Here is a 23,176-nt window from a genome sequence, read left to right as displayed (position 1 = left end):
GGGCGGTCGAGGTCGGCGGAAACGTCAGATGCCGCGCTGCCACCTGATGATCGCCGCGTGGTAGCTGTTCGCACTCTTCGTGTCGAAGTTGAACACGTGCCCGTAACCGTTGATGACGAAGGCGTCCAGTCGAGGAGAACGCGGATAGAACGGCCTCTCCGACCTGACCAGCGCCTGGGCCGACGAGCAGTCGGCGCCGAGCGGCGGCGTGCCGCAGAAGTAGTCGGCCGACGTCTGCACCGTCATCACCGGCACGTCGATGGCGGCGCTCGCCGGCAGCAGCAGGTTGGACATCAGCGCGGTGGTGACGAACTCGCCGGCCGACACGACGTCCTTTGTGGACTCGTCGAGGTCGATCACGGCCGGGAGGTTCGGGCCCGGCGCGTGGAACATGGTGTAGCGGCTGCCCGGCGCCGTGGTCAGGTAGCCGACGTCGAGGCCGCGCTTGCCGAGCTTCGGGTCGATCACGGCGGGGATCAGGTTGGTCAGCGCGGGTACGGCCCTGATGTAGTCCCACTGGTGCGTCATGCCGGTGACCAGGACGCCGTCGACGTCGCGGTACCTGCCCGCCTCGGCCATCGCGATGGCCGAGCCGATGGAGTGCCCGCCGAGTAACACCTTGGCGAACCGCGGGCGCAGCTTCTGGACCACCTGGTGCACCGCCTCGGCCTGGTTGGGGACGTCGACCAGGATGCTGAGCGGTTTGGTGCTCCTGCCGGTGCCGATCCGGTCCACCGCCATGGTGGCGATGCCCGCGCTGTTCATCGCGCGCGTGACCGAGCGGGCCGCACCGTCCACCGGGATGTCCCAGTACCCGCTGGTGTACGTGCCGCCGGCGACGAGGACCTGGACGGTCGTGGCTCCCCGCGGGACGCACAGCCTGCCGTACATCGTCTGCCGGATGAGCCCGAACTGGACCGGCGTGTACACGTCCTCGCAGGTGGTCTGGGCAGCGTTCGCCGGTGTGGGAACCGGTATGAGCGCGGCGAGCAGCACGGCGGCACAGAGCCGACGGAAACGCATGGGGGAACAACCTCCAGCTAGCGGGGGACGACCGTCATCATCAGGTCGTTGGGGTAGGCCGCATTGGTGAACTTGGTGCGCACGGGCCGGTCGGGGACCAGCCGGTGGCGGGAGCAGACCGTGGCCACCACGATGGCGATCTCGGTCAGCGCGAAGTGGTTGCCGATGCACTGGTGGATGCCGCCGCCGAACGGGACGAACGCGCCCTTCGGCAGCTGCTTGGCGAGTGCGGGCGCCCAGCGGTCCGGGTCGAAGCGCCAGGGGTCCGCGAAGTGCGCGGGGTCGTGGTGCATCGCGTGCGGGCTGAGGATCACCTCGGTGCCCGGTGCGAGGCGCGTACCGCCGAGCTCGACCTCTTCGGCGGTGCGGCGCATGACGAGCCAGAGCGGGTACTTCCGCAGGACCTCGTTCGCCACCCGGCCGACGTAGGTCAGCTTCGGCACGTCGTCGATCGTCACCGGACGCCCGCCCAGCACCTCGTCGACCTCCGCCAGCACCCGCCGTTCGACCTCGGGGTCGGCGGCGATCTCGTGGAAGATCCAGGCCAGTGCCAGCGCGGTGGTCTCGATGCCGGCGGTCAGCAGCGTGACGACCTCGTCGAAGACCTGCTCGTCGGTCATGGGTTCGCCGGTCTCGGCGTCCCTGGCCAGCAGCAGCGTCGACAGCAGGTCGCCGTGGTCGGTGTCGTCGTCACGCCGGCTCGCGATGACCTCGCTGACGATCGCGCGCATCCGGGCGATCGCCTCGTCGAACTCGCGGTTGGCCGGAATGGGCAGCTTCTCGACGAACCCCGGCGACAGCGCGCGCAGGATGCCGTTCTTGATGATCACGAAGACCGACCGGCGGGCCTCGTCGATCGCGCGGCCGCCGATCTCCGTGGAGAACAGGGATTCGCCGACGATGGTGACGGCGAGGCCCTGCATGTCCGCCTCCAGCCGCCGCACCTCGCCGGGGCGCCAACCGTCCACCAGGTCCCGTGCCGCGCGGGCCATGGTGTTCGCGTAGCCCGCGATCCGGTCGCGGTGGAACGCCGGCTGCATCATCCGGCGCTGGCGCAGGTGGAAGGCCCCGCTCGACAGCGCCAGCCCGTTGCCGACGAACGGGCGGAACTTGTCGTACATCCGGCCCTTGTGGAACTTCGGCGCGTCGGTGACCAGCACCTGGTGCGTCAACTGGGGGCTGGCGACGAAATAGGTACGCATCGGCCCGAGGTGAACCTCGACGAGGTCACCTTGACCTCGTAAATTCCCGGTGAATGCGAATCGTTTCCGGAGCATTGGCACCGTGTGTCCGAGAAATGGCAGCCTGCCGGGTGCCACCGGGACCGACATCATCGCTCCTCGCGAGGTGAAAGAGATCGAGCCACCCTATGAGTCGTTCGGTTGAGAGAGACAGTGCCCGAACGGGTGGCGTGCGTTCACACTAGCGGCCTAGTCGAGCGCGCTTTGTGCGTGACTAAGCTAGTGCGTCAGCAACCTGAAGAGGTGGGTCGCCGTGTCCGACGGGCAGAACTGGATTCCGCAGAGCGTCGATGTTTCCGTGCCCAGCGCGGCGCGGGTCTACGACTACCTGCTCGGCGGCGCGCACAACTTCGCGGTCGATCGCGTGATGGGCGACAAGGCCGAGCAGATGATGCCGCACTCCCGCAGCGCCGCCCGGCTCAACCGGGCCTTCCTGCGCCGCGCGGTGCGCTTCATGACCGAGCAGGGCGTGCGCCAGTTCCTGGACATCGGCTCCGGCATCCCGACCGTGGCCAACGTGCACGAGGTCGCGCAGGAGGAAGCCCCCGAGTGCCGCGTCGTGTACGTGGACCGCGATCCCGTGGCCGTCGCGCACGGCGAGCTGATCGTCACGGGCAACGACCGCGTAGGTGTGCTGCAGGCCGACATGCGCGACCCGGAGAGCATCCTCAGCAGCGGTGAGGTGACCCGGCTGCTCGACTTCGACCAGCCGATCGGCCTGCTGCTGCTGTTCATGGTGCACTGGGTGCCGGACGAGGCGGACCCGCAGGGCCTGCTCAAGCGCTACCGCGAGGCACTGCCCAGCGGGAGCTACCTCGCGATCTCGCACATGGCGGGCGACCACGTCAACGACGAGGCCAGGGCCGTGACGGACAGGATGAGCAAGGCGGGCGGAGGCGACGTCGCCTACCGCGACCGCGCCGAGATCGAGGCCTTCTTCGGTGATTTCGAACTGGTCGAGCCCGGCCTGGTCAAGTACGCCGAATGGCGACCCGCCGGACCCGGTGACATCTCCGACGATCCGGCGGTGAACGCGATCGCTTTCGCCGGGGTCGGTCGTAAGCCATAGGAAACACCGATAGAGTGACGTCGAATCACGCCGCCGGTTGAGGTGGGGCCGACCGTGCGTGGGTAAACTGCCGGACCTCAAAGCCCATTGCGAGGCGGCCCGAATGTCCAACCCGAGTCGAATACCCGACGTCACGCCCTCGCCTCAGGACAACACCCGGGCGCGGATGACGCTCGCGCGGAAATGGTCGTACCGCCTGCTCGGAGCAGTGACGATTCCACTCAGCGGGGAAGACCTCGACGCGGAACTGGGCACCCGTCTCGACGCGTTGTGCTCGATGCTGCACGAGGAGCCCTTCGCCACCGCCCCGATCGAGGCCGCGGGCGCGGAGCTGGCCACGCTCGGTCACCTCGGCAAGTTCGGGCTGCGCTGCACGACCGAGGTGCTCGGCCCCGGCCTGCTCGCGCTGCCGGAGTTCCAGCCCGTCGAGCGGTACGCCGAACGGATCGCGCTCGCGATGGGCGCTCTCGGCACCGGCTTCACCGGGGCCAACGCCGAGTCCGTGCTCGCGCAGCAGGAAAGCATGCAGCGCTCGTTGCTCAAGGCGGTCCGCGACGCGAACTGGAACCTCAAGGAGAGCGAGGCCCGCTTCAACGAGGTGGTCTCGTCGTCCACCAACGGCGTGCTGATCGTCGACCTCGACGGCCGCCTGCTCACGGTGAACGCGGCCATCGGCCACATCCTCGGGAGCACGTCGGACGAGCTCACCGGCACGCCGCTGCTCGACCTGATCGAGCCGGGCTTCGCCGAGATGCTGCGGGAGGCGATGACCGACCTCGCCGCCGGCGCCACCGAGCGCGTCCGGCAGTCGCAGCGGTTGCTGCGCAAGGACGGTGACTTCGCGCGGGTCACGCTGACCGCGTCGCTGCTGCGCGGTGCCGACGACGAGCCGATCCACTTCGTCGTGGTGGTCGAGGACGGCACGGAGCTCGAGCTGCTGCAGAGCGAGCTCCAGCGGCAGTCGCTGCACGACGCGCTGACGGGGCTGCCGAACCGGCAGTTCTTCACGACCCAGCTGGAGACCGCGCTGCGCAAGGCCGATCCCGAGCACGGCATCACGGTCTTCCACCTGGACCTCGACGCGTTCGGCATGGTGAGCGACACCTTCGGCGGCCGGGTCGCCGAGCGGTTGCTCCAGCACGTCACGCAGCGGCTGAAGGCGTTGCTGGCCGGGGAGAAGGCCATGATCGCCCGGTTCGGCGGCGACGAGTTCGGCGTTCTCCTCGAGAACACCGCGACCACGCCCGCCATCGGCGTGATCATGAAGAGCGTCAACGACGAGCTGCTGCTCGAGCCGACCTATGTGGACGGTCGCGGGCTGGCGGTGTCGGTGAGCGCGGGCGTCGTGCACCGCCCGGCGGAGGGCGCGGAGCCGGCGGACGTGCTGCGTGCGGCGGAACGGGCGTTGCGCAAGGCGAAGACGGGCAGGCGCGGCCAGTGGGAGCTGTTCCACCCCGGCCAGGACGCCGAGGACCGCCGGGACGACGCGCTGGCCGTGCACATGCCCGCCGCGTGGGAGGACGGCGAGATCACCGTGCGGTACCGGCCGATCGCCGGGCTGGCCGACGGTGCGGTCTCCGGTGTCGAGCCGGTGTTGCACTGGGACAGGCCGGACTTCGGCGTGCTGGACCACGACACGTGCGCGCGGCTGGCCGAGACGACCGGGCTGGTGCTGCCGCTCGGTGAGTGGCTCCTGAAGGTCGCGGGCGGCCAGTCCACGTGGTGGCGTCAGCGCTCGCAGTTCGACAGGTCGCTGGCGGTGCGCCTCACCGCGCACCAGTCGGCCGACGGGGACCTGGTGTCGCGGGTCGTGACCGTGCTCGACCAGACCGGGCTGCCGCCCGACCGGTTGATGATCAGCATGCCGTGCGGGGTGTTGCCGGTGGTCGACGCGGCCGACAACCTCACGGTGCTCGCGCGCATGGGCGTCAAGACGGCGATCGACGAGTTCGGGCTGGGGCCGCTCGACTTCGGCCGGCTCGCGTCGGGCCTGCCGGTGCGAGCCGTGCGGGTGGCCCGCAGCCTGGTGGAGGCCCGGTCCCCGTACGTCGTGGCGCTGCTGCCGCTGGTGCGCGAGCAGGGCGTGGTGGTCGCGGTCGACGGGATCTCCAGCGCGGAGCAGGCACGGTGGTGGCGTGAGGCCGGAGCGGACTACGCGACGGGCGACCACTTCGGCGTGGCGTCCCCGCCGGGGGAGTTCCTGGAGCGGCTGGAACCCCGGTGACCGGTCGGGGTCGCTGGCAGTGACGGGGATCACAAAGCCGTCGAGAATCGCCTGGACCGCCGGTCTCTGTCAAGAAGGTAGCCGGTAACCCGAGGGGCCTCGGCATTGCTCCGTTCGGCGGGCATCGCTGATCTTGTCGGTGCAGCGTGGTGAAATCGAGTCGTGGCACTTCCACCCCAGCTGGTCCGCAGGAAGCCGGAGACGCGCCCGCGTCCCCGGTGGGACGCGGCTGCCCAGAGGGTCTTCGCCCACGAGGGCTTCCTGCGGGTGCTGGGCGGTCCCGGCACCGGCAAGACGACGTTGCTCGCCGAACTGGCCGCGCACGTCGTGCTGGAGCGCGGAGCCGACCCCGAGAACGTTCTGGTGCTGACGGCGAACAGGCGTGCCTCGGTGGCGTTGCGGGCGCGGATCACCCAGCTACTGACCGGGCGGTTGTCGGCGATCCGCGAGCCGTTGGTGCGGACCGTGCACTCCTACGCGTTCGCGGTGCTGCGCAACCAGGCGGTGCTGCTCGGCGAACCTCCGCCGCGGCTGCTGTCCGGGCCGGACCAGGACGCGATGGTCCGCGAGCTGCTCGCCGGCGACGTCGAGTCGGGGGCGCTGAAATGGCCGGAGCGGTTGCGGCCGGCCCTGGAGCTACCCGGGTTCGCGCACGAGCTGCGTGATCTGCTGCTACGGGCCGCCGAACGCGGCCTCGGCCCGGAAGACCTGGTCGAGCTCGGGGAGGAGCACGGGCGGGACGAGTGGGTCGCCGCCGGCCGGTTCGGGGCGCAGTACGAGGCCGTGAACCTGCTGTCCGGCATGGACTCCGCCACGGCGTACGCACCGGCCTACGACGCGGCCGAGCTGGTGTCGTCGGCTTACGCGGCGTTCGTGAACGACGAGGAGCTGCTGTTCGGCGAGCGGCGGCGGGTGCGGTATCTGCTGGTCGACGACGCGCAGCACCTGGACCCGATGCAGTACTCGCTGATCCGCTCGCTCGGGTCGGGTGCCTCGCGGTTCGTCCTGGCCGGCGACCCGGACCAGGCGATCTTCACGTTCCGCGGCGCTGATCCGGAGATCCTGCGGGACGTGCCGGGGGAGACGGTCGTGCTGCGGCAGTCGCACCGGATGATGCCGGAGATCCGGGACGCGGTGGCGCGGCTCGCGGCTCGCCTGCCCGGTGCCTCTCCCGCTCGCGCGGTGGACCCGGCCGACGGTGAGGGGTCGGTGCAGGTGCGGTTGCTCGCGTCGTCCGCGCAGGAGGCGGCGTGGGTGGCGGACCAGCTGCGGCGCTCGCACCTGGCGGACGAGGTGCCGTGGTCGCGGATGGCCGTCATCGTGCGGTCGGCGACGTTGTCGTTGCCGGTGCTGCAACGGGCGCTGCTCGCCGCCGGCGTCCCGGTGTCGGTGGCGTCGGACGAGCTGCCGCTCGCGCAGCAGCCCTCGGTGCGTCCGCTGCTCGCGCTCGTTCGTGCCGCTGCTGCGCCCGGCTCCCTGGACGAGGACACGGCGGCGATGCTGCTGTCGTCGTCCTACGGTGGCGCGGACCCGCTGGCGTTGCGGCGGTTGCGCCGTGGCCTGCGGCGCCTGGAGATGGCGGCGGGAGGCGACCGGCCGAGCGGTGAGCTGCTCGTCGAGGTGGTGGAGACCTCGGACAGGCTGGCCGCCCTGGAGGACGCGGAGTCGTTGCCCGCCCGCCGGATCGCGCATCTGCTGTCGTTGGCGCGCAAGGCGATCGAGGCAGGCAAGTCCGTCGAGGTCGTGCTCTGGGAGCTGTGGACGGCCACCGGTCTGCAGGACCGCTGGGTGGCGCAGTCGGCCCGGCGCGGGATGCCGGGCATGCAGGCGGACCGCGACCTCGACGCGATCGTGGCCCTGTTCGAGGCGGCCGCGAAGTACGTGGACCGGCTGCCGGGTTCGGGCGTGGCCGGGTTCGCGGACTACCTGGAGTCGCAACGGATCGTCGGCGACACCCTGGCGGCCTCGGCCCCGACCGGCGAGGCGGTGTCCGTGCTGACGGCGCACTCGGCGGCCGGCCGCGAGTGGGAGGTCGTCGCGGTGCCGGGCGTCCAGGAGGGCAGCTGGCCCGATCTGCGGCTGCGCGGCACGGTCCTGGGTGTCGAACGCATGGTGGACGTGCTGGCGGGCCTGGAACCGTCGGTGTCGGCGGTGGCGCCGATCCTGGCGGAGGAACGCCGGCTGCTGCTCGTCGCCGCCTCCCGTGCCCGGTCGAAACTGCTGATCAGCGCCGTGCGCGGGGAGGACGAGCAGCCGTCCCGGTTCCTCGACGAGATCGAGTCGTCCGCGCAGGAGGAGCGGAAGCTGCACCGGCCGCAGCGAGGTCTGGTGCTGGGCGAGCTCGTCGGCGAGCTGCGCCGGGTGGTGTGCTCGGACTCGGAGACCCCTGATCGGCGCTCGCGGGCCGCTGCCCAGCTGGCCCGGCTGGCCGAGGCCGGCGTTCCCGGAGCGCACCCGGAGTCGTGGTACGGCCTGGCGGAAGTGTCGATCGACGCTCCACTGTGGACGGAAGACCAGAAGGTCAGCGTGACGCCGTCGACCATCGAGGTGATCACGAAGTGCCCCTTGCGCTGGGTCGTCGAGCGCCACGGCGGCCAGGACCCGGCCGAGCTGGCCTCGGTGACCGGCACCCTGGTCCACGCCCTCGCCCAGGCGGCGGCCTCCGGTGCGGACTCCGCCGCGCTGAGGGCGAAGCTGGACGAGGCGTGGGCGGCCGTGGACGCCGGAGCGCCGTGGTTCTCCCGCCGCGAACGCCTGCGCGTGGAGAAGATGCTCGACACGTTCCTCGCCTGGCTGACCATGAGCCGCAGCCAGCTCACCCAGGTCGCGGTCGAGGAGGAGATGGTCGTCGAGGTCCCCAAACGCGACGGCGGGCCGTGGTTGCAGGTCCGCGGCCGGGTCGACCGCCTCGAACACGACGAGGACGGCCGTCCCGTCGTGATCGACCTCAAGACCGGCAAGAGCCCGGTGTCGCGCGAGGCGTCACAGGAACACCCGCAGCTGGCCGTCTACCAGCTGGCGTCGTCGCTGGGCGGCTTCACCCACATCGGACTGGGAACAGAGCCGGGTGGAGCCCGGTTGCTGTACGTGGCGAAGGAGGACAAGAAGACAGGAGCCGTCGAACGCACCCAGGCGCCCCTGGACGAACAGGGCGTCCGAGCGTGGCTCGAAGTGGTGCAGGGAGCCGCGGAGTCCGTGCTCGGTCCCGAGTACACGGCGCGGGAGAACGCGGACTGTGACCGGTGCCCGGCGCGCACCACGTGCCCGGTCCATCCGTCCGGGCGACAGGTGAGTGAATAGGCGCCGGGGCTGAGTAGGAAGATGTCGCGGTGACCGTCAGCCCGTTTGAGATCGCCGAGGCGCTCGGGCTGAACAAGCCGACCCCCGAGCAGGCCGAGGTGATCGCCGCACCCGCGCAACCCGCGCTGGTCGTGGCCGGTGCGGGCGCGGGCAAGACCGAGACCATGGCCGCGCGCGTGGTGTGGCTGGTGGCGAACGGTCTCGTGCTGCCCGACCGCGTGCTCGGACTCACGTTCACGCGCAAGGCCGCGCGCCAGCTCGCGGACCGGGTGAGGGCCCGGCTGCGGCGGCTGGGCGGCTCGTCACTGCTGGACGAGCTCGACCCGAGCGGCGAGCGCAAGATGGCCGTGCTGACCGGCGAGCCCGTGGTGCTGACGTACCACGCGTACGCGGGCCGGCTGGTGACCGAGCACGGGCTCCGGCTGCCGGTCGAACCCGGCGTGCGGCTGCTGACCGAGACGGCGTCGTGGCAGCTCGCGCACCGGGTGGTCTCGACGTGGGCGCGCGACCTCGACACCGACAAGGTGCCGGCGACGATCACCGGATACCTCCTGCGTCTCGCCGGTGAACTGGGCGAGCACCTCGTGACGCCGGACCAGCTGGAAGCCCACGCCGCCGAGCTGAGCGCGCTGATCGAGAACGCGCCGCGCGCACCCCGCCAGCGGGAGGCGTTGCCGGAGAAGCTGCGCGAGATCGTTGCGGCACAACGGTTGCGGGTCGCGCTGCTGCCGTTGCTGGACGCGTACCAGCAACGCAAACGCAAGGAGGCGGCGCTCGACTTCGCGGACCAGATGTCACTGGCCGCGCAGCTCGCCGCCTTTCCCGAGGTGTCCACCGGCGAGCGCGAGCGGTACGGCGCCGTCCTGCTGGACGAGTACCAGGACACCGGACACGCGCAGCGGGTGCTGCTGCGGTCGTTGTTCGGACTCGGCTCGCCGATGCCGGTGACGTCGGTGGGCGACCCGGCGCAGGCGATCTACGGCTGGCGCGGGGCGTCCGCGGCGAACCTGCCGCGCTTCGCCGACGACTTCCCGCCGACGCGGAAGTTCGGGCTGCTGACGAGCTTCCGCAACCCGCCCGAGGTGCTGGAGCTCGCGAACGCGGTGTCGTTGCCGTTGCGCGAAGCAGGCCTGGACGTCGAGGAGCTGCGCGCCCGGCCGGGAGCGGGCCCCGGCGACGTGCGGCTCGCCCTGCACGCCGACATCCGCCAGGAGCTCGACTGGATGGCGGACAACGTTGCGGCACAATGGGAAGCGCACCTCGACGCCGAGGGAGTGCCCCCGACGGCGGCCGTGCTGGTGCGGCGCCGGTCGGACATGGCGGCCATCGCCGCGGCCCTGCGCGAACGAGGCCTGCCGGTCGAGGTCGTCGGCCTCGGCGGGTTGCTGGACGAGCCTGAGGTGCGCGACCTCGTGTCAGCGCTGCGGGTCCTCGTGGACCCGCTGGCCGGCACCGCGGCGGCCCGGCTGCTGACCGGTTCGCGCTGGCGCCTGGCGGCGGTCGACCTGGCAGCCCTGTGGTCGCGGGCACGGGAACTGGCCGGTGTCGCACCACGACAGTCCGTTGTGGACGATCCACTCCTGGTCATCGCGGACGCCCTGCCCGGCGAACACGCCGAACAGGCCGGACTCGCCGACGCCCTGGACGACCCCGGCGACGCGGACGCGTACTCCTCCGACGGCTACCGGCGAATCCGGCGGCTCGGCGGCGAGCTCGCGGCGTTGCGGCGCAGACTCGACCAGCCACTGCCCGAACTGGTCGCGGACGTCGAACGAACCCTGTTGCTGGACATCGAGTCGATGTCCCGCCCGGGCATGGTCGGCCGCGCCCACCTGGACGCCTTCTCCGACGTCGTAACGGACTTCGCCGCCGCCTCCCCGTCCGCGACACTCCCGTCGCTGCTCGACTACCTCTACACGGCCGAGCACGCCGAGGACGGCCTCGAACCCGGCGAGGTCGAGGTCTCCGAGGACCGAGTTCAGATCCTGACCGTCCACTCCGCGAAGGGCCTGGAGTGGCACATCGTCGCGCTGCCCCACCTGGTGCGCGACGTGTTCCCCGGCCGCAAGAAGTCCTCCTGCTGGCTCAAGGCCGTGACCGAGCTCCCGGCGTCCCTGAGAGGCGACTCGGCCGACCTGCCGGTGCTCCGCCTGTCCGCGGGCTTGAACCGCAAGGAGGTCGACGAGGCGCTCACCATCCACGCGGAGGAGTTCGAGGAACGCCGCCTGGTCGAGGAACGCCGCCTCTTCTACGTAGGCGTGACGCGAGCCGAACACAGCCTGCTCATGTCCGGCCACTGGTGGGCCGAGGCCGGCGACAAGCCGAAGGGCCCGTCCGTCTTCCTGCAGGAGATGCACGAGGTCCTGCAACGCGACAACCCGCCCGGCGACATCTCGGTGTGGGCCCCCGAACCCGACCCGGACACCCCGAACCCGCTGGCCGAAGACGTGAAGTCCTCGATCTGGCCGGCCGACCCCCTGGGCAAGCGCCGCGACGCCGTAGTCGAAGGCGCCACGATGGTCCTGGCCGCCCTCGACGAGCTGCGCAACGCCCCACCAGAGCCGCTCCCGCTGATCTTCGATGAGGAGCCCACTCTCGTGGAGGCGGAGGAGGACTACCCGCCACCCACCGACGAGCCCCCGGACGACGACTTCCCGCCGGAGCCCGAACCACTGCCGGACGACGTGGTCCCAGACGACCCGGAAATGCCTCTCGACGAGGACCCGGAAGGCTGGGCCCGCGACGTCGACGTGCTCCTCGCCGAACGCGCCGCCTCCCAGAACCGCCGCGAACAGGTGATCCTGCCCGACCACCTCTCGGTCTCACAGCTGGTAGAGCTGGCCAAGGACCCGGACCTGCTGGCCCGCCGCCTCCGCCGCCCACTCCCGTTCCCCCCGAACCCCCTGGCCCGCCGAGGCACCGCCTTCCACACGTGGCTGGAAAACCGCTTCGGCGCCACCCGCCTGCTAGACCTGGACGACCTCCCCGGCGCCGGCGACGCCGACGCCGCCCCGGACGCCGACCTGGAACGCCTCAAGGAGTCGTTCCTGGCCAGCACCTGGGCAGACCGCACACCACACGACGTCGAGGTGCCCTTCGAAGCGGAGTTCGACGGCATCTCGGTCCGCGGCCGCATGGACGCCGTCTACCGAGACCCGGACGGCTGGACCGTCGTGGACTGGAAAACGGGCGCCGTGCCCGACGCCGAGGCCCTGCCGGCCTTGTCGGTGCAGCTCGCGGCGTACCGCCTGGCGTGGGCCGCGCTGGTGGGCGAGCCGGTGGAGCGGGTGCGTGCCGCTTTCCACTACGTGCGGCACGACCACACGGTGCGGCCTGCCGATCTGCTGGACGAGCAGGGGCTGAAGGAGCTGATCCGGTCGGTGGAGTCGTGATCTCGGCTTGTGGGGTCGTGATCGCGGTCGGTGGAGCCGTGATCCATCGTGGTCGGTCGAGTCGTGATCGGTCGCGGTCCCGATCGGTCATCGTCAGGGGGTCGTGATCGCCATTTCGGTCATGATCGCGAGTTGTCCACAGGGTGCAGCTCTCTGACCTGCGGCTATGCTCGGCCGCGTAGGCTGTGGATAGCCGGGGAACCGAAAACGCGATTCACTCGTTGCGTGACAAGGAAGCGCGCGGGGGCAGCGGTGGCTTCGGCTCTGTTCCACGGATGCGGCGCACCCGGCCTGGCTGCGGGCGTCAGCCCTGCGGACTGCTCCCAGCCGGCGCATGCGAAGCCTTCAACACCCGCTCGTAAAGCACCTCAAGAAGCCACCGCCCGAACAACGAGGGCCCGAACTCCGGCGACCGGTCCTCCGGCGGCACCATGAGGTCGGCCGTGGTGTCGTCGCCGACCACGACGCCGATGCCGTAGTAGTCGAGTTCGATGTAGGACCAGGCCTGGGACTCGTCGGTGCGGGGGAGCATCACCGCGCACGGGGCCAGGGTCAGGAGGGTGCCGCAGGACTGGAGGGCGCGGTCCGTTGTGGACTCGCTGACGAGGACGCCCACGAGTTCCACGGCGGCTACCGGGAGGCGGTCGTGTACGGCGGGTTCGAACCAGGAGCGGAACCAGGACGGGTCGGCTCTCGGGGGCCAGCCGTTCTCGGTTCTCCACTCGTGCACGTCGGGCAGCAAACGCACCACCGCGGAGACCTGCTGGCCCAGGACGGCGACGTCCGGTATGACGACTCCGTCCCAGCCGAGCGCGGTTGCGGCGCGCTGCAGAAGCGTGTGCACAGGGCGCATCCTAGGGTTCCTCGCGCGGGAAATGACAGCGTTTGCGGGATACTTGGTTAAGGATTACCCAGGGTGGTCATGGGGCGGCTTTGGCCACTTTCCAGGCCCATGCGACGAGGGGGATCTGCAAGGGGAGGCGGCCGTAGGCGATGGCTCGGGCCTTGGGGGATTTGTCGCGGAAGTCCAGAGCCATTTTCACGTTCGCCGGGAAGACGGCGAGGAACAGCGCGGCGGCTGCCAGGCCTCCCAGGCGGCGCGTTCGGGGAGCGGCCACTGCCGCTGCTACCGCGAGTTCTGCCGCGCCGGACGCGTAGGTCCACTGCCTCGGGGTGCCGGGCAGTGAGCGGGGGACGATCGCGTCGTAGTACTTCGGCCTGGCGAAGTGGGTGACTCCGGCCAGGCCGAGCAGCGCGGCGAGGGCCAGCGCCGACCGCGTTCGGGAACGGTTCGGTTCCATGCGGTCACCCTGTCATGCCTACGCCGCGTAGGCGAGGCGGGGCTGGCCTATTCTCCACGGGCGTGGCAGGTGATTCTCATCATCCCGAACGCGCCGCTGTCGCCGCGCTGACCGATTCCTTCGTGGCCGGGCTCGTCGAGTGGGTCGCGATCCCGAGCATCGGTGTTGACCCCGAACACCACGTTGACGTGCGCAGATCCGCCGAGTGGCTGGCGGACCGGCTGCGCGGGGACGGGTGGCCGGAGGTCGAGGTCTGGGACCACGGGCCGGCGCTTCCCGCCGTGTTCGCGTGCTGGCCCGCGGAGGACCCGGACGCGCCTACCGTGCTCGTATACGGCCATCACGACGTGCAGCCGGTCGATCCCGTGCAGCGGTGGCACCATCCGCCGTTCGAGCCTGTGATCAGCGGCGACGAGCTCTGGGGGCGTGGCGCCAGCGACGACAAGGGGCAGGTGCTGATGCACCTGCTGGCGGTGAAGGCGCATCTGGCGGCCACCGGGCGGAACGCGCCGGGCGTCACGCTGAAACTCTTCGTCGAGGGTGAGGAGGAATCGGGTTCGCCGCACCTGCGAAAGCTGCTCGAAGACCACCGGGAACAACTCGCCTGCGATCTCGTCGTGTTCACCGACACGGCATTGCACGAACGCGACGCGCCGACGGTCACCACCGGGCAACGGGGTGTTCTCGCCGCCGAGATCACGTTCTCCGGCGGCACGGACGACGTTCATTCCGGACGCGCGGGCGGCGCCATTCCGAACCCCGCGACGGCCCTCGCGAAACTGGTCGCAGCGCTGCACGACGACAACGGGCGGATCCAGCTCGAAGGCTTCTACGACGACGTCCGGGAACCGTCCGCGAAGGAGCGCGAGGACTACGCCGCGCTGCCGTTCGACGAGCTTAAGTGGTTGGCGGGCAACGGCGGCGGCGCGCAGGCGACGCACGGCGAACCCGGCTACACGACGCTCGAACGGATCTGGGTGCGGCCCACCGCCGAGGTCAACGGGATACACGCCGGCTACACCGGCCCGGGCTTCAAGACGATCATCCCGGCCACCGCGACGGCGAAGATCAGCTTCCGGCTCGTACCCGACCAGCTGCCGGAACGGACGCGGGACCAGGTGAAGGAGTTCGTCGCCAAGCACACGCCCGCGGGCATCAGGGCCGAGGTCAGCTTCCGCGGCGAGGGCGTGCCGCCGTACGCGATCAGCCCGGACGACCCGGCGAACGCGACGGTCAAGGAGGCGCTGGAGCTCGCGTTCGGCCAGCCGGTCCGGTTCGCGCGGGCCGGTGGGTCCGGGCCCGCGGCGGTGCTGCAGGCGTGGCTCGGGGTGCCCCTCGTCTACCTCGGCGCGACCTTGCCGGATGATCGCGTCCACGCGCCGAACGAGCGCGTGGTGCTGCCCTTGCTCCTCCGAGGCGCGGAGGCGGCCGCCCACCTGTGGCGGATGCTTCCCGAGAGGTTGTCCCGATGAGCCTGACCGAGGAAGCGTCGCACTCGCTCGTCGGCGTGATCAGGATGCCGGACCAGGTGTCGAGCCCGGTCCGTGCGATCCTGAAACGTGTCATCGGCGCGATGGCGGCGCTGCTGCTCGCGGTGCTGATCGTCTACCTGGACCGCGACGGCTATCGCGACGCCAACGGGGACGGCGTCTCACTGCTCGACTCGTTCTACTACGCGACGGTGTCTCTCTCGACGACCGGCTACGGCGACATCACGCCCGCGTCGTCGACGGCGCGGGCGGTCAACGTCCTGGTCATCACGCCGCTGCGGGTGCTGTTCCTGATCGTGCTGGTCGGCACGACACTCGAAGTTCTCACCGAGCGCTCCCGTCAGGCGTTGCGCATTCAAAAGTGGAGGCGGATCGTGCGTGACCACGTAGTGGTCGTCGGTTACGGCACGAAGGGGCGCTCGGCTGTCGCGGCGTTGATGGGCGACGGTGTCGAGCCCGGTTCGATCGTCGTCGTCGACACCGTGCAGGAGTCGCTCGACGCGGCTTCCGCCATCGGGCTCGTGACGGTGCATGGTTCCGGTACGCGCAACGACGTGCTGAGGGTCGCCGGTGCGGCCCGTGCGCGTGCGATCGTCGTTGCCCCGAACCGGGACGACACGGCGGTGCTGATCACTCTCACCGCCCGTGAGCTCGCTCCCAAGGCGCAGATCGTGGCGTCGGTGCGGGAGAGGGAGAACGAGCACCTGCTCAAGCAGTCCGGCGCCGACTCGGTGGTCGTGTCCTCGGAGACGGCCGGTCGCCTGCTCGGCATGGCCACCGCGACGCCGACCGTGGTCGCGATGGTCGAGGACCTGCTCACGCCGGACGCGGGACTCGCGATCGCGGAGCGGGACGTCGAGCCGGGCGAGATCGGCGGATCGCCGCGGCACCTGTCGGACATAGTGCTGGGCGTGGTGCGCGGCGGGACGTTGTTCCGTGTCGACGCCCCGGAGGCGGACGCGATCGAGCCGGGCGACCGGCTGCTCTACGTCAAGAAGGTGACGCCCGCCGGTGACTAGCGCGGTAGCGGCTCTACCAGCGCGAACGGGACCACGTCAGGAAGGTGTCCCCGGCCGGGGACCGGGCAGCACGGCCGGTGCGCGCAGGGGCGCGTAGCGGAAGAGGAACGCGTAGAAGCCGCCCGCCAGCGCCGCCATGCACAGCAGCAGCGCGGTGAGGCGGCTCGTGATCGGCGGTCCGACCGGGACCGAGGCGGCGGACGAGACCATGTCCGAGCCGGTCATCACGATGTCGAGCGTCTCGCCCTTGCGGTGGCCGCAGCCGTCCAGTTTGGCCTGCTTCTTCTCGCCGTTCGCGTCCCACTCGACGGTGTCCGTGCCCTGACCGCACGAACCGGTCTCGACGACGGTCGCGGCCACGGGTCTCAGGGGTTCGGGCGCCCCCAGCACCTTGAGCGGCACGAGAAGCGCGACCGCGACCCCGATCCCGACCAGTCCGACGACCAGCAGGATGAACACCCATCTGTCCGGGCTTCGCGGAACCGCCACACTGCGATGTTCGCAGACGCGGCGGCCCGCGTGGAGCCCAGGTTTACTTCGGCAGCTGCCGCAACTGGTCGACCTTGATGGTCTTGCCGTCGGTCACGGTCCCGGTCACGGCGACGAGGTCACCGTTCTTCGGCTTCTCGGTCACCGCCGACAGGTCGAGCGGGGTCTGCAGGCCGTCGACCTGGATCAACGTCGCCCTGTCGCCGTCGACGTCCTTGACCGTGCCCCGCTCGTGGGCCTTCGCGAGCGCCACGTTCAGCGCCCTGCCGTCCTTGACGCGCACGGTCACGCGCTGGTCGGCCTTGAGCCCGGCGAGGTCCCCGCCGCGCAGCTTCGTGGAGCTGTCCGTGGTCAACGACACCTCGGTGCCGTCGTCCCTGGTGATCGTGAGCTTGCCGGACTCGATCGATTTCACCCGGCCGACGACCAGGGTGCTGTCCTTGACCTTCGCCCGGTCCGCACGTCCCGGCCTGTCTGCACTGTCCGGACCCCGGTGGCGTTCCGCGAACGCCGCGGGCGGGCCGTCGGGGCCCTCGGCCGCCGTCGCGACCGCGATGCCGCCGACGGTGAGCCCGAGGGCCGCGACGACCGCGCCGGCCCACGCTGATTTCTTCGACATGCCCCACAGGGTGGGCGCACAATCTGAGCGTGAGCTGAAGGCGAGTCGCCCGAAGTCCGGATGATCAGCAGAATGGTGAGGTGTCCGCCAGGGTGTTGGTGATCGAGGACGCCGAGGCGATCGGCGCCGCGGTGTCGTCCGCGTTGCGCGAGTCCGGGTACGAGGTGCAGCACCGGCTGGACGGACGCCAGCTCGAGGCCGATCTCGGCCGCTTCCGCCCCGACCTGGTCGTGCTCGACGTGATGCTGCCCGGCCGCGACGGCTTCCAGCTGCTGGAGGTCATCCGCCGCTCGTCCGGTGCCGGGGTGGTCATGCTGACCGCGCGCGACGGCGTGCCGGACCGGCTGCGCGGGCTCTCCGGCGGTGCGGACGACTACGTGGGCAAGCCGTTCGTGCTGGCGGAGCTGGTGGCACGGGTGTCGGCGGTGCTGCGCCGGCTCGGCCGCACGCCGTCGACGGTGCAGGTCGGCGACCTGGTCGTGGACGCGGACGCCGGTGTCGTCATGCGCGCGGACCGGCCCATCGAACTGACCGCGACCGAACTGCGCCTGCTCGTGTACCTGGCGGCTCAACGCGGGCGAGTGGTGTCCAAGACGCAGATCCTCACGGCCGTGTGGGGCTACGAGGACTACGACCCGAACCTGGTCGAGGTCCACGTCAGCGCCGTGCGCCGCAAGATCGAGGAGCACGGCACACGGCTCGTGCACACCGTGCGTGGCCTTGGGTACGTGCTGCGGGCCGAAGAATGAACCTCCGCACGGTCTCGCTGCGCCGGCGCGTCGCGGTGTCCGTGCTGCTGGTGCTGTTCGTCGTGCTGGTGGCGTTGGTGATCGGCGTCGACCGGACGTTCGCCGGGCAGTCGTCGCGGGACGTCGACAGCGTGCTGCGCGACGCCGAGGCCCGCGCGGTGGCGTCCCTGCGGATCGGTACGCCGCCACGCGAGGTCGTGCGCCAGCTGTCCAAGCGCAACGTCCACGTGACGGTGGAGCTGCCGAACGGCAACCTGGTCGGCAACGCTCCCGACGAGGGGCAGTACGAACGCAAGACGCGCAACGTCGGCGGCAGCAAGGTCACCCTGTACGCCGACACCGAGGCGATCTCCCAGGCACAGCACCGGTTGCGCAAGCTGCTGCTGGTGCTCGGGCTCGGCGCGATCGTCATCACCGGGTTGCTGATGATCGTGGTCGTGCGGCGGGCGCTGGCGCCGCTCGACGCGATGACGTCGCTCGCGCAGGCCATCGCCGCCGGGCATCGGGGCGGGCGGCTGAACCCGTCCCGCACCGACACCGAACTGGGGCGGACCGCGGCCGCGTTCGACGGGATGCTGGACTCGCTGGAGGGGTCCGAGCAGCGAACTCGGCGGTTCGTGGCGGATGCGGCGCACGAACTGCGGACGCCGATCACCGGGGTGCAGGCCGTCGCCGAGGCGCTGGTGCAGGCGCCCGTCGACTCGCCCGACCGGGACCAGATGAGCTTCCTGCTGGTGCGGGAGGCACGGCGGGCCGGGCGGCTGGTGGACGACCTGCTGGCGCTCGCCCAGCTGGACGCCGGGTACGAGATGCAGCGGGAGCCGGTGGACCTGCTTGCGCTGGCCGAGGCCGAGGTGGCCAGGACCCGTTATGTGGCGCCGGACTTCGACATCACCGCCGAGGGGGTGCCGGTGTCGGTGGTCGGGGACGGGCAGCGGCTGGCCCAGGTGCTGGCGAACCTCGTCGACAACGCCCGGCAGGCCACCGGTCCTTCCGGGACAGTGCGGATCCGGGTCGACCTCACCGGGTTCACGGTGTCCGACGACGGGCCCGGCGTGCCCGAGGCCGAACGGGAACGGATCTTCGACCGGCTGGTCCGGCTGGACTACGCCCGGGACCGGCGGTCCGGTGGGTCCGGGCTGGGGCTCGCCATCGCCCGCGGGGTGGTGCGGGCTCACGGTGGGGACCTGACCTGCGAGCCCTCCGATCGAGGAGCCGTTTTCCGGGTGACGCTGCCGCAAAACCATTCGCTCGGCTGACAGCGCGTTTGGTTCCATCGGGTGCGTGGACCTGGACGTGGTGGTGCAGTGGGTTCGGACCGAGTGGACCAAGCAGTCCCGCGGTGGGGCCGGCGCCACGCGGCGGAACGGCGTGCCTGTCGCGTTTCCGTTGCCGCACCTGAAGCCCGCGGTCCACGAGGTGCGGCTGCGGGAGTGGGAGGACTTCGAACCCGTGTGGTCGAAGGAGAGTTCCACGATCGACCGGCTCGAGCTCGTCCTCCACGAGGAGGACGACGGGGTGCTGTCCGTGCAGCTGCAGGACACCATGATCGCCACGCCTCGGCGGTGGAACCGGCCCTCTCCGGTGCGGCTCGGGCGCGGGGAGTGGGTGCGGTGGCAGGTCAACCACCGGTGGGCGCGACCTCGGGACGGTGGCTGGAACTACCTGCTGACCACCCTGAACCTGGCCTACGGGCCGGTGTCCGGCCCGAAGCTGTTCCTGGGTACGCCCACCCGGCACGTGGACGAGCAGACCCGGTTGCGGTGACGGGCGCGGAGCGTTCCCCGGCTCGTGTCAGGCGACCTGGGCCGCTGGTGCCGCGAAGGTGTTGCAGACGCCCGTCGAGTTCGCCTTGAAGCCCGCGGACGCCCACTGCGCCTGGTTCTTCGCCAGGCCGTGCGCGTTGTCCTCCGGCTTTTCCTCGATGGCGTACTGGAAGTCCTCCTGCGCCAGACGAGCCAGGTTCGTCGTCACGGAGCCGCGTCCGGCCGCGGCGGCCAGGAACATGCCCGCGAAGCAGTTCGCCTGCAGCTCGATCCGGCGGGACATCTCGAGGCCCGCCGGGGTCTTCTCGCCCGCGTCGGTGATCTTCAGGTCGGCCGCGCGGAGCAGCCCCGTCAGTGCCTGGACGTGGTGCCCGTACTCGTGCGACAGCGTCGCCAGGTGGGTCGCGGGAGCGTCGCCGCCGCCGTTGCCGCGCAGGCGGGCGGTCGGCATGTAGATCGTGCGGTTGCGGCCGCAGTAGTACGCCACCGCGTGGTCGGACTCCGGGGCCACGCCGCACGGGCCGTCCTTCAGGTCCGGCGACGCGTCCAGGGTCGGCTTGTCGAACGGCAGGTTCGCCGTCGACAGCAGCGGGCCCCAGGCGGCGTCCAGGCACTCGACTCCGGCCGCGTAGTAGGCGGCCAGCTGCTGGTCCGAGACGCCGAACGGCGGCAGCGAGCACGTCACCGGCGGGACGGAGACCGGCTTGAGCAGGAACGGGTGATCTGCCAGGCGGTAGACGGCGCGCGGCCGGATCGGGACCGACGGTTCCGTCGTCGAGGGCGAGGGGGCGGGGCGGGAGCCTGCCAGGGCGTGGCCGGTGACCACTCTGGGGCGGCTCAGTTGACCGATTCCGAGGACGAAGGCGACCACCAGCACGAACACTCCCGCTAGCAGGACAGGGTTGTTGCTGGCTGGTTGGGTCACGTGCGCCCTTCCTAGGAGACGGAACCCGGGTCGGCGGCCCAGGTGTTGCACTCGGACGCCTTGTTCGACTTGTAGCCTCGGTCGACCCAGGCGGCGTTGTTCTGCGGTGTGCCGTGGTCCTTCGTCGGGTAAATGTCGTAGTCGCCACGGTTGCCCGCGTCGGTCAGGCCGACCCGGATCACGTCGATCGGGATCGCGCCGTGCGACAACGGGGCCAGCGACATGCCGCCGAAGCAGGTGGCCTGCAGCTCCATCCGGCGGTTCAGGTCGAGGCCCTTCGGAGTATCCCACCCTCCCGCGTCGTACTGCGCGCGGTCCGAGGCTTTGAGCATCCCGGTGAGCCACTGGATGTGGTGGCCGTACTCGTGGGCGAGCTGGCCCAGGTACTTGCCGGGGTGGTTCGGGTTGTTCGGGTTGCGTTCGGCGGCGTAGGCGTTCGCCGTCCAGTAGATGCCGCCCTGGCAGTACCGCGCGGTCTGGTCCGGGCGGACGGTGCCGCACGGGTACTGCGCGGTCTCGGTGATGATGTGCAGCTCGACCGGCTGGTACGGCAGGTTCGCGGCCTGCAGGGCCGGCTTCCACATGCTCTCGATGCACGGCAGCGCGGCGCGCAGGAAGCGGTCCTGGCCCGCCGGGGAGTAGTCCATCGACGGGAGCGGGCAGCCCGAGATCGTGTTCGCGCCGAAGCCCGGCTTCAGGAACGGGTGGTCGGCCAGCGCGTAGACGGCCTTCGGGCCCACCGGGGTCGCGGAGGTGGAGGGCGTGCGGGACGCCGACGAGCGCGGCGGCGAGGTCGTCGTCGCGGTGGCGTCCGAGGTGGTGGGCGGGGTGAACGTCGGGCTGTAGGTCGTGTAGTTCGAGTAGCCCGCGTCTTCCACGTTGTTGCTCAGGGTCGCCGCGAAGACGCCGACCGCGGCGAGGCCCAGGATCACGACACCGCCCAGGATCAGGGCGATCATCGGGCCGTTGCTCCTGCGGCGCGGTGGCATGACGGGGTACGGCGGGTAACCGCCGGGCGGGCCCCACGTCGGGTGCGGCGGTGGCATGACGGGGCCGGGCGGTGGCGGCGGGCCGTACTGCGCGTATGGGCCGGGCGGCGGGACCTGCGGCGGCGGGCCGTAGCCGGGAGGTGGGCCCTGGGGCGGACGCTGCCCGAGCGGTGCGGGCATCGGCGGCGGGCCTACCGGGCGCGGTGGCGGCCAGCTGCCCGGTGGCGGTGGTTGCGTCATCGCCTTAGGTCCCCCCATTGGTCATCCTGGGTCGGGTACGAGCATAGGCGGACCGAGATCACGCGTCCCCCGACCGGGCTAACGCACGTCCCGTCCACGTACGTGGGACGCGCCGGCCGGGGGATCGGTTCACGAGACGTCTGCCGGGGTCGCCGCCCAGGTGTTGCAGGCTTTGATGTTGTTCTGCTTGTGGCCGTGCATCACCCAACGGTCGTTGTTGGGCGCGCTGCCGTGGTCCGGCCTGCGGTCGTAGTCGCCGCGCAGCCCGGCATCCCGCAGACCGGTGTTCACGACCTCCATCGGGATCACGTTCTTGTGCGAGAACGGCGCGAGCGTCATGCCGCCGAGGCAGGTGGCCTGCAGTTCCAGCCTGCGATTGAGCTCCAGGCCCTTCGGGGTGTCGAAGCCGCCCACGTCGTACTGGGCCTGGTCGGCGGCGCGCATCATGCCGGTCAGCCACTGGATGTGGTGGCCGTACTCGTGGCTGAGCTGACCGAGGTAGACGCCGGGGTGCCGGACCGTCGAGCCGCCCTCGTTGGCGTAGAAGTTCCCGGGCCAGTAGATGACCCCGCGGCAGAACATCGCCGTCGCGTTGGCCTGGCGCGAACCGCACGGCGTCTGCGTGGTGCCGGTGAACACCTGGAGCTCGGCCGGCTGGTACGGCAGGTTCGCGGCCTTGAGCGCCGGCTGCCAGGCCTTCTCGATGCATGGCAGGGCGGCGGCGAGGAACCGCTGCTCGCCCGCCGGGTTGTACTCCATCCGCGGCAACGGGCACGAGTCGAAGTCGTTCGCGCCGATGTTCGTGCTGAAGATCGGGTGGTCGGCGAGCTTGTAGACGGCCTTCGGGCCTACGGGCGTCTGCGACGTCCGCGTCGACGAGGTGCGTGTGGAGGCTGTCGTCGTCGTGGTGGTCGTTGTCGTCGTCGTAGCCGTGTAGGAGAAGGTCGGGCTGTACGTCGTGTAGTTCGAGTAGCCCGTGTCCTTCACCTTGTTGTTCAACGTCGCCGCGAAGACACCGATCGCGCCGAGGCCGAGGATCACCACGCCGCCGAGCACGAGCGCCAGGACCGGGCCGCTGCCGCTCCTGCGCGGCGGCGGCATGACCGGGTAGGGCGGCGGGAACCCGCCGTGCTGAGGGTGGCCCCAGCCCGGCCGCGGGCCGGGCATGACCGGACGCGGCGGCATCATCGGGCGCGGCGGGGGCAGCGGCGCCCGGCCGGGCGGAGGACCGTACGGCGGCGGGCCCATCGGAGGCGGACCCTGCGGCGGGCGCATGCCCGGCGGCGGACCCTGGACGGGGCGGGGAGGCATCGGCGGCCCGTACGGCGGTGGAGCGGGCA

At 71.0% G+C, this 23,176-nt stretch carries 18 protein-coding genes; 9 read left to right on the top strand and 9 right to left on the bottom strand.

Annotated features, from left to right (window positions below; translation table 11 throughout):
* Positions 1 to 24 precede the first annotated feature (24 nt).
* Positions 25 to 1,023: an alpha/beta hydrolase gene (locus tag ACRSBM_RS35380; protein ID WP_434450455.1), complete on the bottom strand. Its 999-nt coding sequence runs from the start codon at positions 1,021 to 1,023 to the stop codon at positions 25 to 27.
* A gap of 17 nt (positions 1,024 to 1,040) precedes the next feature.
* Entirely contained in the window at positions 1,041 to 2,354 is a 1,314-nt protein-coding gene (locus ACRSBM_RS35375; protein ID WP_434450453.1) for a cytochrome P450, read from the bottom strand.
* 163 nt (positions 2,355 to 2,517) lie between these two features.
* On the opposite strand from ACRSBM_RS35375, the gene ACRSBM_RS35370 reads away from it, so the two are divergent.
* From ACRSBM_RS35370 to ACRSBM_RS35355, 4 genes are all read left to right on the top strand, one after another.
* A complete protein-coding gene (locus ACRSBM_RS35370; RefSeq protein ID WP_434450451.1) occupies positions 2,518 to 3,333 on the top strand; it encodes an SAM-dependent methyltransferase in 816 nt (271 codons plus the stop codon).
* Positions 3,334 to 3,541: 208 nt separating this feature from the next.
* On the top strand, positions 3,542 to 5,557 hold the full coding sequence (locus ACRSBM_RS35365) for a putative bifunctional diguanylate cyclase/phosphodiesterase (protein WP_434450449.1): 2,016 nt from the start codon (positions 3,542 to 3,544) through the stop codon (positions 5,555 to 5,557).
* 162 nt (positions 5,558 to 5,719) lie between these two features.
* Entirely contained in the window at positions 5,720 to 8,857 is a 3,138-nt protein-coding gene (locus ACRSBM_RS35360; protein ID WP_434450447.1) for an ATP-dependent helicase, read from the top strand.
* 29 nt (positions 8,858 to 8,886) lie between these two features.
* Complete coding sequence (locus tag ACRSBM_RS35355; RefSeq protein WP_434450445.1) at positions 8,887 to 12,249, top strand: ATP-dependent helicase; 3,363 nt, start codon at positions 8,887 to 8,889, stop codon at positions 12,247 to 12,249.
* Positions 12,250 to 12,553: 304 nt separating this feature from the next.
* On the opposite strand, the gene ACRSBM_RS35350 is transcribed toward ACRSBM_RS35355, so the two are convergent.
* Positions 12,554 to 13,093, bottom strand: coding sequence for a hypothetical protein (locus ACRSBM_RS35350; protein WP_434450443.1), 540 nt, complete (start codon positions 13,091 to 13,093; stop codon positions 12,554 to 12,556).
* Between the two features lie 76 nt (positions 13,094 to 13,169).
* Entirely contained in the window at positions 13,170 to 13,550 is a 381-nt protein-coding gene (locus ACRSBM_RS35345) for a MauE/DoxX family redox-associated membrane protein (RefSeq protein ID WP_434450441.1), read from the bottom strand.
* Between the two features lie 62 nt (positions 13,551 to 13,612).
* Here ACRSBM_RS35345 and ACRSBM_RS35340 point away from each other — a divergent pair, with 62 nt between their 5' ends.
* Both ACRSBM_RS35340 and ACRSBM_RS35335 read left to right on the top strand, forming a co-directional pair.
* Entirely contained in the window at positions 13,613 to 15,022 is a 1,410-nt protein-coding gene (locus ACRSBM_RS35340) for a M20/M25/M40 family metallo-hydrolase (protein WP_434450439.1), read from the top strand.
* Positions 15,019 to 16,059: a potassium channel family protein gene (locus ACRSBM_RS35335; RefSeq protein WP_434450437.1), complete on the top strand. Its 1,041-nt coding sequence runs from the start codon at positions 15,019 to 15,021 to the stop codon at positions 16,057 to 16,059. Before ACRSBM_RS35340 ends, ACRSBM_RS35335 begins: the two co-directional genes overlap by 4 nt.
* Positions 16,060 to 16,095: 36 nt before the next feature.
* Here ACRSBM_RS35335 and ACRSBM_RS35330 read toward each other — a convergent pair whose 3' ends face one another.
* Both ACRSBM_RS35330 and ACRSBM_RS35325 read right to left on the bottom strand, forming a co-directional pair.
* Positions 16,096 to 16,548: a hypothetical protein gene (locus tag ACRSBM_RS35330; RefSeq protein WP_434450435.1), complete on the bottom strand. Its 453-nt coding sequence runs from the start codon at positions 16,546 to 16,548 to the stop codon at positions 16,096 to 16,098.
* A gap of 43 nt (positions 16,549 to 16,591) precedes the next feature.
* Positions 16,592 to 17,167, bottom strand: a complete 576-nt coding sequence (locus tag ACRSBM_RS35325; RefSeq protein ID WP_434450433.1) for a hypothetical protein — start codon at positions 17,165 to 17,167, stop codon at positions 16,592 to 16,594.
* Positions 17,168 to 17,247: 80 nt separating this feature from the next.
* Between ACRSBM_RS35325 and ACRSBM_RS35320 the strand changes: the two genes are divergently transcribed.
* From ACRSBM_RS35320 to ACRSBM_RS35310, 3 genes are read left to right on the top strand one after another with little or no spacing between them, the layout of a single operon-like run.
* Entirely contained in the window at positions 17,248 to 17,916 is a 669-nt protein-coding gene (locus ACRSBM_RS35320) for a response regulator transcription factor (RefSeq protein ID WP_191304210.1), read from the top strand.
* Positions 17,913 to 19,175, top strand: coding sequence for a sensor histidine kinase (locus ACRSBM_RS35315; protein WP_434450431.1), 1,263 nt, complete (start codon positions 17,913 to 17,915; stop codon positions 19,173 to 19,175). The genes ACRSBM_RS35320 and ACRSBM_RS35315 overlap by 4 nt, the downstream gene beginning before the upstream one ends.
* A 25-nt stretch (positions 19,176 to 19,200) precedes the next feature.
* Positions 19,201 to 19,683: a hypothetical protein gene (locus ACRSBM_RS35310; protein ID WP_434450429.1), complete on the top strand. Its 483-nt coding sequence runs from the start codon at positions 19,201 to 19,203 to the stop codon at positions 19,681 to 19,683.
* 27 nt (positions 19,684 to 19,710) lie between these two features.
* Here ACRSBM_RS35310 and ACRSBM_RS35305 read toward each other — a convergent pair whose 3' ends face one another.
* From ACRSBM_RS35305 to ACRSBM_RS35295, 3 genes are all read right to left on the bottom strand, one after another.
* A complete protein-coding gene (locus ACRSBM_RS35305) occupies positions 19,711 to 20,607 on the bottom strand; it encodes a neutral zinc metallopeptidase (protein ID WP_434450427.1) in 897 nt (298 codons plus the stop codon).
* Positions 20,608 to 20,618: 11 nt separating this feature from the next.
* Positions 20,619 to 21,854, bottom strand: coding sequence for a neutral zinc metallopeptidase (locus tag ACRSBM_RS35300; RefSeq protein ID WP_434450425.1), 1,236 nt, complete (start codon positions 21,852 to 21,854; stop codon positions 20,619 to 20,621).
* Between the two features lie 111 nt (positions 21,855 to 21,965).
* Positions 21,966 to 23,147, bottom strand: coding sequence for a neutral zinc metallopeptidase (locus tag ACRSBM_RS35295; protein WP_434450423.1), 1,182 nt, complete (start codon positions 23,145 to 23,147; stop codon positions 21,966 to 21,968).
* Between the last annotated feature and the right edge of the window lie 29 nt (positions 23,148 to 23,176).

This window comes from Lentzea xerophila, assembly GCF_051094245.1.
In the GTDB taxonomy this organism is placed as follows: Bacteria; Actinomycetota; Actinomycetes; order Mycobacteriales; family Pseudonocardiaceae; genus Lentzea; species Lentzea xerophila.
This window is presented reverse-complemented; position numbering and strand designations above follow the sequence as displayed.